The sequence below is a fragment of the Paenibacillus methanolicus genome (genome assembly GCF_008124765.1).
GTDB classification, from domain to species: domain Bacteria; phylum Bacillota; class Bacilli; order Paenibacillales; family Paenibacillaceae; genus Paenibacillus_Z; species Paenibacillus_Z methanolicus.
Genome location: NZ_VNHS01000007.1, coordinates 344105 through 357242, shown reverse-complemented (window position 1 = coordinate 357242; position 13138 = coordinate 344105). Strand labels below are relative to the sequence as shown.

At 56.6% G+C, this 13138-nt stretch carries 10 protein-coding genes; 5 read left to right on the top strand and 5 right to left on the bottom strand.

The window, feature by feature from the left end:
• Nucleotides 1-161 precede the first annotated feature (161 nt).
• Nucleotides 162-1508, top strand: a complete 1347-nt coding sequence (locus BCM02_RS19865) for a jacalin-like lectin (RefSeq protein WP_187434320.1) — start codon at nt 162-164, stop codon at nt 1506-1508.
• 362 nt (nt 1509-1870) lie between these two features.
• The gene (locus BCM02_RS36035; protein ID WP_246183463.1) at nt 1871-6598 is read left to right on the top strand and encodes an S-layer homology domain-containing protein; all 4728 of its coding nucleotides are present in this window, start codon (nt 1871-1873) and stop codon (nt 6596-6598) included.
• Between the two features lie 121 nt (nt 6599-6719).
• On the opposite strand, the gene BCM02_RS19855 is transcribed toward BCM02_RS36035, so the two are convergent.
• The 4 genes from BCM02_RS19855 to BCM02_RS35350 all read right to left on the bottom strand — a co-directional run bounded on the left by BCM02_RS19855 (nt 6720) and on the right by BCM02_RS35350 (nt 11298).
• The gene (locus BCM02_RS19855; RefSeq protein WP_148930856.1) at nt 6720-7094 is read right to left on the bottom strand and encodes a hypothetical protein; all 375 of its coding nucleotides are present in this window, start codon (nt 7092-7094) and stop codon (nt 6720-6722) included.
• A gap of 65 nt (nt 7095-7159) precedes the next feature.
• Nucleotides 7160-9625, bottom strand: a complete 2466-nt coding sequence (locus tag BCM02_RS19850) for a DUF7948 domain-containing protein (protein WP_148930855.1) — start codon at nt 9623-9625, stop codon at nt 7160-7162.
• 300 nt (nt 9626-9925) lie between these two features.
• Nucleotides 9926-10777: a CPBP family intramembrane glutamic endopeptidase gene (locus BCM02_RS19845; protein WP_148930854.1), complete on the bottom strand. Its 852-nt coding sequence runs from the start codon at nt 10775-10777 to the stop codon at nt 9926-9928.
• 368 nt (nt 10778-11145) lie between these two features.
• On the bottom strand, nt 11146-11298 hold the full coding sequence (locus BCM02_RS35350) for a hypothetical protein (RefSeq protein WP_187434318.1): 153 nt from the start codon (nt 11296-11298) through the stop codon (nt 11146-11148).
• Between the two features lie 378 nt (nt 11299-11676).
• Between BCM02_RS35350 and BCM02_RS19840 the strand changes: the two genes are divergently transcribed.
• The 3 genes from BCM02_RS19840 (at nt 11677) to BCM02_RS36645 (ending at nt 12586) form a co-directional block, all read left to right on the top strand.
• Entirely contained in the window at nt 11677-12003 is a 327-nt protein-coding gene (locus tag BCM02_RS19840; RefSeq protein ID WP_148930853.1) for a DUF2087 domain-containing protein, read from the top strand.
• Nucleotides 12004-12306: 303 nt separating this feature from the next.
• Entirely contained in the window at nt 12307-12531 is a 225-nt protein-coding gene (locus BCM02_RS36030; RefSeq protein ID WP_246183462.1) for a hypothetical protein, read from the top strand.
• A complete protein-coding gene (locus tag BCM02_RS36645) occupies nt 12509-12586 on the top strand; it encodes a hypothetical protein (protein ID WP_425466195.1) in 78 nt (25 codons plus the stop codon). Before BCM02_RS36030 ends, BCM02_RS36645 begins: the two co-directional genes overlap by 23 nt.
• Before the next feature lie 273 nt (nt 12587-12859).
• Here the strand turns inward: BCM02_RS36645 and BCM02_RS35345 are convergent, their stop codons facing one another.
• A complete protein-coding gene (locus BCM02_RS35345) occupies nt 12860-13003 on the bottom strand; it encodes a hypothetical protein (protein WP_187434316.1) in 144 nt (47 codons plus the stop codon).
• Between the last annotated feature and the right edge of the window lie 135 nt (nt 13004-13138).

Here is a 13138-nt window from a genome sequence, read left to right as displayed (position 1 = left end):
TTGGTGGTGGGTAGTAGGTCGATGTTCGACGAATGCTGCCCAATTGGCGTATAGAATACCATTTTCGTATAATCCGGAGATTGTTCTATAGAGCCGCCGCGGCCCGGATGATAGGCTGAGGTCGTAGTCCAAATCGGCATGAAGAAGGGTGATGAAAGAGAATGCGAAAAGGTAGAAAAGCGCTGAATCTGATGCTGGCGTGTACGTTAATGGTGCCGCTGAGCGTGACCGGCCTCGTCGGATCGGCGAGCGCGGCGACGGGCAGCTTCGATGTGCTGTCGTACAACATCGGCGGGCTGCCGGATATCCTCTCGAGCAGCTCGGACCCGGAAGCTTACACGCCGCAGATCGGCGCGAAGCTCGGCCCTTACGAACTGGTGAACGTGCAGGAGGATTTCAATTATCATGCGTCGCTGTACGCCAGCGACAATCATCCGCACCGCACGCCGACCTCCGGAGGCGCCGGCATCGGCAGCGGCCTGAACACATTGTCCAACTACCCGATTACCGATCTGAAGCGGATCACCTGGAACAAACGGTACGGCCTCTTCGACAACGGCTCGGACGAGCTGACGCCGAAAGGCTTCACCTATTCGCAGGTCGAGGTGGCCGACGGCGCGTATATCGACATCTACAATCTTCATGCCGATGCGAACACGGATACGAAGTCGAACGAAGCCAGACGCGACAATCTGACCCAGCTGGCCGCTTACATCGAGGCGAACTCGCAGGGACATGCCGTCATCGTGTTCGGCGACACGAACTGCCGGTACACGCGAGCGGAGGACAACTTGAAGTCGCTGTTTCTCGACCGGCTCGGGATGAAGGACGCCTGGATCGAGAAGATTCGCGGCGGCAGCTATCCGGCGATGGGCGCGGCGGCCCTGCTCGGCACGCCGGGCGCGACCAGCGCGGACAACGAAGTGGTGGACAAAATTTTCTATCGCAGCGGCGCGGGCGTGACGCTTCAGGCGAATACGTACAAGGTGGAGAATACGTATTTCACCGATTCGGCCGGCAACCAGTTGTCTGACCATTTCGCCATCACGACCAACTTCTCCTTCTCGACGAGCGCGAGCGTTGCGTACAGCGACCTCGTTGGCGGCGATGGCGGCACGGCGTTTAATTTCCTGGGAAATGCCGCCCCGGTCTCGAGCAATCCGACGGCCGTTACGCTGCGAGGCGCCAGCCGCGTGGACGCGGTATCCATGACGTACGCGAACGGCACGACGCTGACCAATGGCGGCACGGGCGGCACCGCGGCGACGCTGACGCTGAATAGCGGGGAATATTTCACGAAGGTGCTCGTCTATCACAACACGTACAACAACAGCGTTCGCGTGTTCTACGTCGAACTGACGACGAATCAAGGGCGCAAAGTATCGGCCGGCACGAAGAGCGGCACCGCCACCACGTTCACGGCGCCATCCGGCAAGTCGATCGCGGGCTTCTTCGGCCGCGCGGGCGAGAACGTCGACAAGCTCGGGGTTATCTATCGCTCCCTGTAAGGGTCGAGTCGACATTGGATCACGAAGCAGAGCAAGACGTAACTCGGCATGGAATGTGGCGTTAAGGCTTGAAGTCCGGTGCTCATTTAGGTTGGCCTAAACTCCGCTCCTCCTTCTGCGCCTTCTCGCCACCTTCTCGGTGCTGAAAGGTCGACATTTGATCACGAAGCAGAGCAAGACGTAACTCGGTATCGAATCTGGCGTTCAGGCTTGAAGTCCGGTGCTCATTTAGGTTGGCCTAAACTCCGCTCCTCCTTCTTCGCCTTCTCGCCACCTTCTCGGTGCTGAAATGTCGACTTGATTAAATTCGCACTTTGAACATGCGCTTTATAAAAGACACACAGAGAGGAAGCCACATCCACATGACAGTCAAACGCAACTTCGCAACCGCAACAGGACTTTTCCTACTAATGAACACCTTGCTCGGCAGCTATGCCAGCGCGACATCCCTCCCCTCCATCGAGGCGGCGCTTGCCGGTCCGGTGCCTGTCGAATTGCCGACGGCGCCGGCTTGGGGACATTTTGTCGACAGCTACAAGAACAGCATTGCCGACAACAAGACGGTCGCCTCCAATCCTTCTATCGGCGTGCTCTCCGGATTCCTCGAGCTGTGGACGCCCGGTGACAGTTGGGATAACGGCACGAAGCTGAACAGCGCCGTGCTCGACGCCAACATCCAGAAGGTCGTCGATATCGCGAAGACGCGGACGCAAGCGGAAGCCGATGCCGCCTACCTCGATGATCGCCGCAAGCAAAGCTACGGCGCGATCGAGGGACTAGGCTCCCTCACCGACGTATACCGCACGAAGGCTGGCGCAACCACGACGATCAACGACATTCCGGCCGACGCCACGACGAAGAAATACGACGACGGCGGCACCGATGCGGGCGATCCGAATTCCGAGCTCGGCCGCATCGTAACGCTCGTCAAGACGCTGCGCGGCAACTATTCGTCCACGAATCCGGCGAAAGCGTTCTACAGCTACATGCGTCCGTTCCGCTGGGCCAACGACACGTCGGTCATCGTGCCGACGCTCGTACCGGCGAAGAGCGCGACGCCTGCGACGGACGGCGGTTTCCCGAGCGGACATACGAACGCTTCGTATTTGAGCGCATATGCTATGGCTTACGCCGTGCCGGAGCGCTTCCAAGAGCTGATGACGCGCGCATCGGAGATGGGCAACAGCCGCGTCGTCGCCGGCATGCACTCCCCGCTCGACGTCATCGGCGGACGCGTCATGGCTACGGCGCTGTCGGCCGCGATCCTCGCGGACCCAGACAACGCGGCCGTGAAGCAAGCGGCATACGACGAAGCGCGCGCGAAGCTGCTGACGCAGACCGGCACGGCGGAAGACCGGTTCAGCGACTACGCGAAGAACAAAGCGCAATATACGGAGCGGTTGACGTACGGGTTCAGCGCGATCGGCGAAACGACGAAGCCGATGATCGTGCCGAAGGGCGCCGAGGTGCTGCTCGAGACGCGCCTCCCTTATCTGGACGCCAACCAGCGCCGCGAAGTGCTTGCGACGACGGGTCTGCCGTCCGGCTATCCGGTGCTCGACGATCCGGAAGGCTGGGGACGCCTCAATTTGTTCGCGGCCGCGGACGGCTACGGCGCCCTCGACAACGATGTAACCGTGACGATGGATGCGGCCAAGGGCGGATTCCATGCACAGGACCGCTGGCGCAACGATATCGCAGGCAGCGGCAAGTTGACCAAAGCCGGCTCGGGCACGCTCGAACTGCAGGGCAATAACACCTATGCCGGAGGTACGCTCGTAAACGGCGGTACGCTCGAAGGCGAGACGGCGACGGCTCTCGGCACAGGCAATGTTGCCGTTACCGAAGGCACGCTGATCGAGCAAGTCGCGGGCAAAATGACGATCGGCGGCAATTTCGAGCAAGCGGCGACCGGCACGCTCGAGTTGAACGTCGGCAGCGCAAGCGACGTGTTGGAAGTGAATGGTTCCGTGAAGGCAGACGGCAAGCTGCGTCTGAAATTCGCGGACGGCTACGTGCCGGGCAATGAAACCATCACCATCCTGACGCATGGCGCAGACCAACGTACAGGCGAATTCGCGGCGGTGGAGACGGTAGGTTTACCGGACGCTTACAAGGCGACCGTGAAGTACCTGTCCGACCGGATCGAGGTTGCGATCGATAACGGAACCGCGCCGGCATGGGGACATTTTGTCGATACGTACAAAACGAACCAAGCGAGTAACACCACGGTCGAGGGCAATTCCTCCATCGGCGTGCTATCCGAGTTCTTGAAACTGTGGAAGCCGGGCAGCTCGTGGGATAACGGCACGAAGCTGAACAGCGCCGTGCTCGACGCCAACATCCAGAAGGTCGTCGATATCGCGAAGACGCGGACGCAGGCAGAAGCCGATGCCGCCTACTTCGATGACCGCCGCAAGCAGAGCTATGGCGCGATCGAAGGTCTCGGCTCCCTGACGGACGTGTACCGGACGAAAGCCGGCGCCACGACGACGATCAACGACATCCCGGCCGACGCGACGACGAAGAAATACGACGACGGCGGCACCGACGCGGGCGACCCGGCTTCCGAGCTCGGCCGCATCGTAACGCTCGTCAAGACGCTGCGCGGCAACTATTCGTCGACGAATCCGGCGAAAGCGTTCTACAGCTACATGCGTCCGTTCCGCTGGGCCAACGATACATCGGTCATCGTACCGACGCTCGTACCGGCGAAGAGCGCGACGCCTGCGACGGACGGCGGTTTCCCGAGCGGACATACGAACGCTTCGTATTTGAGCGCATATGCTATGGCTTACGCCGTGCCGGAGCGTTTCCAAGAGCTGCTGACGCGCGCATCGGAGATGGGCAACAGCCGCGTCGTTGCCGGCATGCACTCCCCGCTTGACGTTATCGGCGGACGCGTGATGGCTACGGCGCTGTCGGCCGCGATCCTCGCGGACCCGGATAACGCAGCCGTGAAGCAAGCGGCATACGACGATGCACGCACGAAGCTGCTCACGCAGACCGGTACGGCAGAAGATCGTTTCGCGGACTATGCGAAGAACAAAGCGCAATTTACGGAGCGTTTGACGTACGGCTTCACCCAGATCGGCGACACGACCAAAGCGATGAACGTGCCGAAAGGCGCCGAAGTGCTGCTCGAGACGCGTCTCCCTTACCTGGACAACGCGCAGCGCCGCGAAGTGCTGGCGACGACCGGCCTTCCTTCCGGCTATCCGGTGCTTGACGATCCGGAGGGCTGGGGACGCCTCAACCTGTTCGCCGCGGCGGACGGCTACGGCGCGTTCAACAAGGATGTCACCGTGACGATGGATGCGGCGAAGGGCGGCTTCCATGCGCAAGATCAATGGCGCAACAATATCTCCGGCACCGGCAAGCTGACCAAAGCTGGTTCGGGTACGCTCAAACTGCAAGGCAACAACGCCTACACGGGCGGCACGATCGTAAACGGCGGTACGCTCGCGGGCGGGTCGGCGACGGCGTTCGGTACCGGCGATGTGGCCGTGAACGCAGGCACGCTGGTCGAGCAAGTCGCCGGCAAAATGACGATCGGCGGCAGCTATGCCCAAGCGGCGGACGGCGCGCTCGAACTGAACGTCGGCAGCGCTGGCGATGTGCTTGAAGTGAAAGGCACTGTGAAAGCGGACGGCAAGCTGCGTCTGAAGTTCGCGTCGAACTACGTGCCGGCCGAAGGCACGCTTACGCTCATCACCCATGGCAGCGGTCAACGCATGGGCCAATTCGCGGCCGTCGAGACGACCGGTTTGCCTAACGGCTACACCGCGACGGTAAGTTACCAAGCGGACGGCATCAAAGTCGCGATCGACGACGGCGTCTCCGCGCCAGGCCCAAGCATGCCGACAGCGCCGGTTGTCACAACGCCAGCGGCGGATAGCGCAATTACGGGCGATGCGAACGGCCAGACATTGGCGGTTAAAGCGACTGCTGATTCAGCTGGCAAAGCAAATGTCGACGTGCAAGACACGCAAGTGAACGCTTTGTTGGACAAAGTGAATGCCTTGACGGGTTCCGATCTGACGGCGGAGCTGAAAGTCGAGGCTGCTGCAGAGGCGAAATCGGTAAGTATTGACCTGTCCAAAGCGGCGATCGGCAAGCTGGCCGACAGCAAAGCGAAGACGGTTGAAGTGACGACGCCGTTCGGCATCATCGCGCTGGACAAAGCCGTATTGGAAGCGTTGGAGAAGACGGCTGGAGATAAGATCCGATTCGAGCTGGCTGTAACCGGTACTACGGCGCTCTCCTCCGAAGCGACGAGTCTGGTCGGCAAGCGCCCTGTCGTGAACGTAACGATTCAATCCGGATCGACGAACGTCCCGAGTTTCGATAGCAACGAAGTCGAAATCCGGATTCCGTACCAACCGGCGCAAGGCGAAGACATGAACGCGATTGTCGTCAGCTACATCGACGCGAGCGGCAAGCCGCAAATTCTTACGAATTCGAGCTACAACGAGTCGGCCGGACAAGTCATCTTCACGACCGATCATCTGAGCACGTATGCGGTCAGCTACAACAACATGAGCTTCAGCGATACGACGAACCACTGGGCGAGCAGCTACATCACCTACCTGAGCGCACGCGGCATCGCATCCGGCTCCGGTAATGGCTCGTTCGCGCCGAATGCAGAAATCACGCGCGCGGAATTTGCCAAGATGCTGGCGGGCATTGCGAATGCCGATGTGAGCGGCTACACGTCCTCCACGTTCTCGGACGTTAAATCTGGCGACTGGCATCTGCCATACGTTGCATGGGCGGCGGAGCAGAACATCGTCAAAGGCAACGAGAAGCAGCAGTTCCAGCCGAACGCGCGGATCAGCCGCGAGGAAATGGCCGTCATGCTGAAGCGGTTCGCGGATGCGACGGGCGTGGCCTTGCCGACAACGAGCGGCGCGGCGAGTTTTGCGGATCAAGCGCGGATTAGCGCTTGGGCGGTTGAGGCTGTAAGCGCGTTGAGCCAGGCGGGGCTTGTTGCCGGTAAAGGCAATGGGGCGTTTGATCCGCAAGGCGGAGCGACTAGAGCGGAGGCTGCGAAGGTTGCGGCGATTTTGATGAAGGATATGATGGAGTAGTTAAATCGAAGTCGTAATTAATAAAAACCTTCTCTGTTCCATAATTATCGGGACAGGGAAGGTTTTTCGCATTCTCTATCGCCGCCAGCCAATTGGCAGCGGCATCGTCTCATACAGATCGTTACGGTACTGGCGTTATGGCCGAAATCGGCGACTCTTCCGACTGAAGAACACGTTGTGATGCGTTAAGGTTACCCGCGTCGTCATGGCCAAACACGTCGATGACGACATTCGTGCCTGTCACGTTAAATTGCACTTCATAGGCAGGAAAACCAGCAATGCTTACTTCCCTTGTCGCGACCGTAAGGGGAGCAAGCGAGAACAGCTGATGCGCGGTTGGAATTTTCGGACTCCCGATTGAGCTGATGGGGATCAGGAATACCTCCAGCTCGATTATCGCCGTCGCGGTCAAATCCTCGTTGCTGATCAAGATGTTCAACATCGTGGAAAGATACGTTCCGCTATTGAGAATAGGTCCGCTGCTAATCGCGGGCATACATGTCAGCTCCTTTTAAGATACCGGCGTTGTGTCGTATAAACCGGCGTTCCTTCTCTCTACAGCTAAGGCACGGGCGTGATACGAACAAGAGGCGCTGCTTCAGCTCGAATGATGCTTACGGCGGCCACGGCATTTTCTTGATTGTCTAAGGGGAAGACCGACACCAATACGTCTGCTGCCGTATCGCCAGTAATGAAGTACTGAATCTCATAGGCTGGGAAGTCCGCTGCAAAGTAACTTCTGCTCATCACGGTACCTGGAGCTATGCTAAACAGTTCGTGCACGTAGGGAACTCGGTTTGAGCCGCTAAGATAGAAAGCTTCAATCTCGATCGTGGACACATTGAACAAGTTGTCATTGCTGATCAAAACCTGAATGGTAGATGCAATAGGGCCGGTTTCTGTTAGATTGGGAATGACTCCTGTAGAAAAGGATTGTACAAAGTCGAATTTGACAACGAACGCATCTTGAACGCCGCCAAAGGTACTATCGAAAGCGCCGGATGTGGTAGGGAAATCATCGGAAGCGGTGACTCCGGCCACATAGGCGTTCCCGAATGCATCCAATGCGATGCCAAGACCTTGCTCCGATCCGCTTCCTCCAAGATAAGTGGAATAGACGAGCGCTGTCCCGGTCGAATTCAGTTTCGTCACAAACACATTCTGCGGACCGATCAAGCTATTCTCGAAGGCGTCAGGAGTGGTGGGAAAGTCGGCGGATTGCGTGAATCCAGTCACATAGGCCGTACCGGATGCATCTAACGCAATGTCGGTACCTCGATCAAATCCGCTTCCCCCGAGATAGGTGGAGTACACGAGTGCCGTCCCGGCCGGATTCAGCTTCGTCACGAACGCATCGAAACTACTATTAAAGGTGGTATCGAACGCGCCGGGAGTCGTTGGGAAATCGGCGGAAGCGGTGTCTCCGGTCACATAGGCATGATCGGAGGTATCCACCGCAATGCCGTAACCAGTTTCAATGACGCTTCCCCCAAGATAGGTGGAATAGACAAGCGCCGTCCCGGCCGGATTCAGCTTCGTAACGAATGCATCTTGAAGGCCACTCGAGCTCGTATCGAACGCACCGGGGGTGGTGGGGAAATCGGAGGATTGGGTGAATCCTGTCACATAGGCGTTACCGAGTGCGTCTAACGCGATGCCGTTACCTTGATCGCTCCCACTCCCTCCGAGATAGGTGGAATAGACGAGTGCCGTTCCGGTCGGATTTAGTTTGGTCACAAAGGCATTCTGAAAACCGCTCAACGTGGTATCGAACGCGCCGGGGGTGACGGGAAAGTCGGCGGATTGGGTCGATCCTGTCACATAGGCGTTTCCGGATGCATCCAGCACGATACCTGAACCTTGATCAGTTACACTTCCCCCGAGGTAGGTGGAATAGACGAGAGCTGACCCGGCCGGATCCAGTTTGGTTACAAAGGCATTCTGCAACCCGCCCAACGTGGTGTCGAAAGCGCCGGGGGTGGTAGGAAAGTCTGCGGAGGAGGTAAATCCTGCGACATAGGCGTTACCGGATAGATCCACCGCGATGCCCAAGCCCTGCTCACTCCCGCTTCCCCCGAGATAGGTGGAGTAGACGAGCGCCGTCCCGGCCGGATTCAATTTGGTCACAAACGCCTCGAAACTGGCATTAAAGGTGGTATCAAACGCGCCGGGGGTGGTAGGGAAGTCCGTGGAAGCGGTAAATCCTGCGACATAGGCGCTGCCGGATGCATCCACCGCGATGCCGAAGCCAACATCATTCTCGCTTCCTCCCAGATAGGTGGAGTAGCTGAGAATCGGATCGATAACCAGCGGATAACCGGGATCCGATTGTTCCATCAGCTCAAATCCGATGTTCTTGCTTCCATCCGCTTCCGACCGGAGCACAAAACGGCAGTCTATCGGCTGTCGCTGGCAGCCCGTATCTTGATAAGCGAAAGGTTTGAGATCTGTGAAGGTCCCGAGAGAAGTTTCGATCAACAAATTCCCGGCATCATCCAGATGGATATGATCCGCACCTTCGCAAACGAACCGGATATCGTCTACATGTCCTCCTGGATGCAGAACGACATCGTATTTCAGATTTCGTTGGTCACCCTGGAACACCACATCAATACCAGGCCAAACCTGCCGGTACGTGACCTCTCGATACACGGGAAGCTGTACGTGGTGTTGCGTGGGATTACTGCCGCGGAAATAATTGAATGTCCCCATCTCCGGTACTGTTCCTTCCGGGGACAAGCCCGTACGGGCATTCTTAAACCGCCAAACTAAGTTAATGCCCTGTATTCTACGTCGCTCTTCGTCCTTACTTAATGGCGTCATTCGTGGTCGATGATACGATGGGGTCGGATCGCTCTTAAAGAAGGTCATTGTAATGTGTTCCGGACTAAAAGCATACCGGAAGCAATTGCCTTGAACATTGTATCGTATCGAATCATTCCGTTGTCCGGCATTCGGCACGAAGGCAAGAGGAAGTTTCCCATAACACTCCAATGCAGCCGCCCGTCGCTGCTCTGAAACAGGCATACTACGGCACCTCACTTTGCTATGAAATCAAACAGGATAATAGCCAAACGAACCGAGCGCTTCTCAGCCCTCCAATCTTACATTCTTTTTCATCTCCGCTAGGCTTAAGGTTCCTCACCTCACTTACGCCATTTATCTACTATATGCCGTTCCTATCAAAATGAATGGACAAATCGAATAGGGTAATATGCAATTGTATCGTTGAGGAATGGTTTGCGTTAATTCCGTCCGGATAGCATAAAAACAGCAGCCGCCCTAAGGGCCAGCTGCTGCGGTCTCTCTATTCAGCTAAAGTTCGATTTACCCCGCAATATCGCGGTTTTTCTGAATTTGTTTGGTGCCTTTATTCCTTTTATTCTGAAGATTCCCCCTACGGCTAGCGGCGATCATCATCGGGATCGCAATCATCAAACTAACGATAATAGGCACGACCGAAGCTTCCAGCCCGAAACTCCCTCCGGTGAGAAGCGTCGAACCCGACAAGGTAACTTCAAAAAGACCTTTGGAGGCAACCCCCGACACCGGGATGCCTAGCAACCCTTCCAAGGCATTCCATGCAAAATGCAGTCCAACGACAAACCATATGTTACGCCGCCACAGGAAGCCCGCGCCTAGCAAGATGCCCGCTTCGATGAAGATCGCGATGGCGCTCCAAATCGTCGCACCCTCGTTCACAAGGTGAGCGCCGCCAAAGAAAATCGAGGTCACGGCCAGCGCAATCCAACTGCCACCCATTTTCTCGATCGCTTGCAGCATAATGCCCCGGAATACCAATTCTTCCAGAATGGCCGCGCCGATCGCCGAAGCGATGACCGACATCGCGAAGCGGTCAGCTGACCATTGGAAGGAGTAGCCGCCGAACAAGACGATGATCCCGACGGATACGGCGATTAAGACCAGACCTATTGTCGCGCCGAAGATCGTCTCGGTCCCTGCACGCTTGACATGGAGTTCGGGCACCTTGCGCCCCGCCATGAACTTCATCAACAGCCAGTAGATCCCGATCGACACCCCGCCTCCGACGAGTGCCAGCACAATGGACATGAAGCCCTCTGGACCATCGGTCAGCCTTCTGAACACGGAACTGGACAGCAGCATGATGAAAGCCCCAACTAACATCCATACTAGCGGAAATCGAATCACTTTTTTCATTATGAACTAACGCCCCTCGCTTAAACTGGTAAAGTTTATCTATTTGTATTCCGTATTCCAGTAGATCATATTTACTAGGAAATAGCCATACATCGGCGGAATGATATTATCTGGAGCTGAGGCGATCCTTCATTTGAGTCGTACGAACAGCGAGACGCTCATCCCCTCCCCTCCGCTGAGGGGAACCATAGGGCTTCGCCCTCTGGACTCCCTTTTTCGTGCGGGCGCACTTGTTCGCGGTCGGCGATTGGGCTTGAGCGGGGCTCGCTTCTGTCCTCACGGACAAAGCTTCAGTAGGTTTTGAAGTCCGTCCTAAGACTTAAGCCTGTTAACTAGAGGCCCTAGTTGGCTTCATCCGACATTTCCCCTTAACCTAACAGCATTGCCATCTTCCATCCAGTAACTGCGGCGTACGCCAGCGCCGGACGGCACGTCCACGAGGCGTCGGTTGCGAGAACAACCGGCTCCGCGGTCCCCGCATCGATCGCCGCTTCCGCGATCAAGCCCGGAATCCGATGCACCGACTGTCCGGTTCCTTATCCATAATACAGCGCCAGCAGGGCGATGCCGTTGGCCCGATCCGACTTCGCCGGCAAATCGAACACGCGACGAAAATGACAAACCGTTCTTCAGCTGCTCGAAATGCGTCTCGACCTCATCCGGATCCCAAATCAACAGCGTCCCTCTGCGCCATTGCATCGCATTGTTGTCACGCTGACGGCCTCGAATGAACCGTTCCGCTGAGCTTTGCGCCATCGTCCCCACCCTCTCCTGATCGTTCATTGTAAATTCTGCACGCCCCTTGGCGAAATCGGGGGTCATTCATACGCTTGACACCACCATCTAATTTAACTAATATCTAATTAGATTATTGTCTAATTTCAAAGGAGCGAATTAGCATGTCCGAACCAATCACGCCCGCGCCGTCCAAGAACGATAAACTTCAGCAGGCGGTGCTTCGAAATTTCCTCACCAAGGAAGGCGCCATCAAGCATCTTCCGTCGCAATTGAAGAAAAGGATCATCGTTCTCGAGTATCTCGCAAGCAAGATGGATACCGCCAGAACGTACACGGAACTTGAAATCAACGCCTTCCTAAAGCCGTTTAACGAGGACTACGCTACGATTCGCCGGGAGCTGTATATCCACCGATTCGTGAATCGGGAACACGATATTTACGAGGTGAATGAACCGGGTGAATGGCGGAATTGGCGAACGCTGGGGTAAGAAATGGGCGATTTGAAATTAACGCTGAATCCAATCCGGATCAACCGAGGACTCGGTGAATGATACTTCTTAAGTGGGTAATAAGAGGAGTCAATCGATACAGTCGGAATTCGACTGTAAAATTCGGGGCCGGGAAGGTTGGATTGGACGATGACAAAGGATTGGTTTAAGTGGATGACCACCCTGCTTCTCGTTGTTATCGCGGGATGTCTGCTGTATATCTGCACCTATCTGGACGATTTCTTGGAATATTTGAGAGCCATCTCCTTGTTTACATCTTCTCGATAAGATGCCATGTGAAGGATGCCTGCCGCGCAGGTTACGCAATATACAATACATGGCAGCCATAAGCCCGATATGGAGCAGCGGAGACTGCTGATGCCGCAGGTGAAGGAGCAAGCCGAGCAGCTGCTGCGTCTCATGGAGCCGTATGCGCGCGTGAGCGGCAAAGGCGCTGTTGGCGGAGGGCAAATCCGTCAGCCAGACAGCCGAGCTGGTCGGGTTCGTGAACGACAGCTATTTTATTAAGATATTCAAACGGTTCGAGAACAAGACTCCGGCGAAGTTTAAGCGGATGCAGTAGGGTTGTGATGTCATTCCATAGCCCAATTGCGGGCGAGGAGCCGGGCGCAATCTTCCGATTTGGCTTGCTCGAAAGCAGCCAGCCACTCGCCCCAAGACGTCTTCCGTCCGCCTTCCGCGAACGCCTGCCTCTACGCGAACCCGAATAGGTCCTTGCTCGCGCCATGTCCGCCATCCTCTCGCCGCTCCCGTCACGACCGATATGCTTCGCTCGAGACGAACGGCGACCCTTCGGCGGCGATTTACGAGGCGCGGTGTTACGGGCCGGAGACCGTTACCGCTCCTTCAAGTGCTCGCGATTGACTTGCTCGTTGCGAATCGTCTGCTCCAGCTTCTCGATAATCGCGGCATGCTCCGACGGCCTGCGGCGAAAGCGCAGGAACGCCCAGCGGTGTTCCTTCTTCAGCAGCTTGAGCAAGTATATTTTTTATTTCCATGTGAACATAATTGGGGGCACCTCCGACTTAATATGCGGTAAACCTATAACAGGATTATCATAACGGATTGCGTTCGGCGTGTGAATGACAAAGGGTCAACCGCTTGGTTGACCCTT

Excerpts from the sequence above, each read along its gene's own strand:
- BCM02_RS19845 (WP_148930854.1), bottom strand. The coding sequence starts at position 10,777 with ATGAAAAAAGTGATTCGATTTCCGCTAGTATGGATGTTAGTTGGGGCT.
- BCM02_RS19850 (WP_148930855.1), bottom strand. The coding sequence starts at position 9,625 with ATGCCTGTTTCAGAGCAGCGACGGGCGGCTGCATTGGAGTGTTATGGG.
- BCM02_RS19840 (WP_148930853.1), top strand. The coding sequence starts at position 11,677 with ATGTCCGAACCAATCACGCCCGCGCCGTCCAAGAACGATAAACTTCAG.
- BCM02_RS19865 (WP_187434320.1), top strand. The coding sequence starts at position 162 with ATGCGAAAAGGTAGAAAAGCGCTGAATCTGATGCTGGCGTGTACGTTA.
- BCM02_RS36030 (WP_246183462.1), top strand. The coding sequence starts at position 12,307 with ATGCCTGCCGCGCAGGTTACGCAATATACAATACATGGCAGCCATAAG.
- BCM02_RS19855 (WP_148930856.1), bottom strand. The coding sequence starts at position 7,094 with ATGCCCGCGATTAGCAGCGGACCTATTCTCAATAGCGGAACGTATCTT.
- BCM02_RS36035 (WP_246183463.1), top strand. The coding sequence starts at position 1,871 with ATGACAGTCAAACGCAACTTCGCAACCGCAACAGGACTTTTCCTACTA.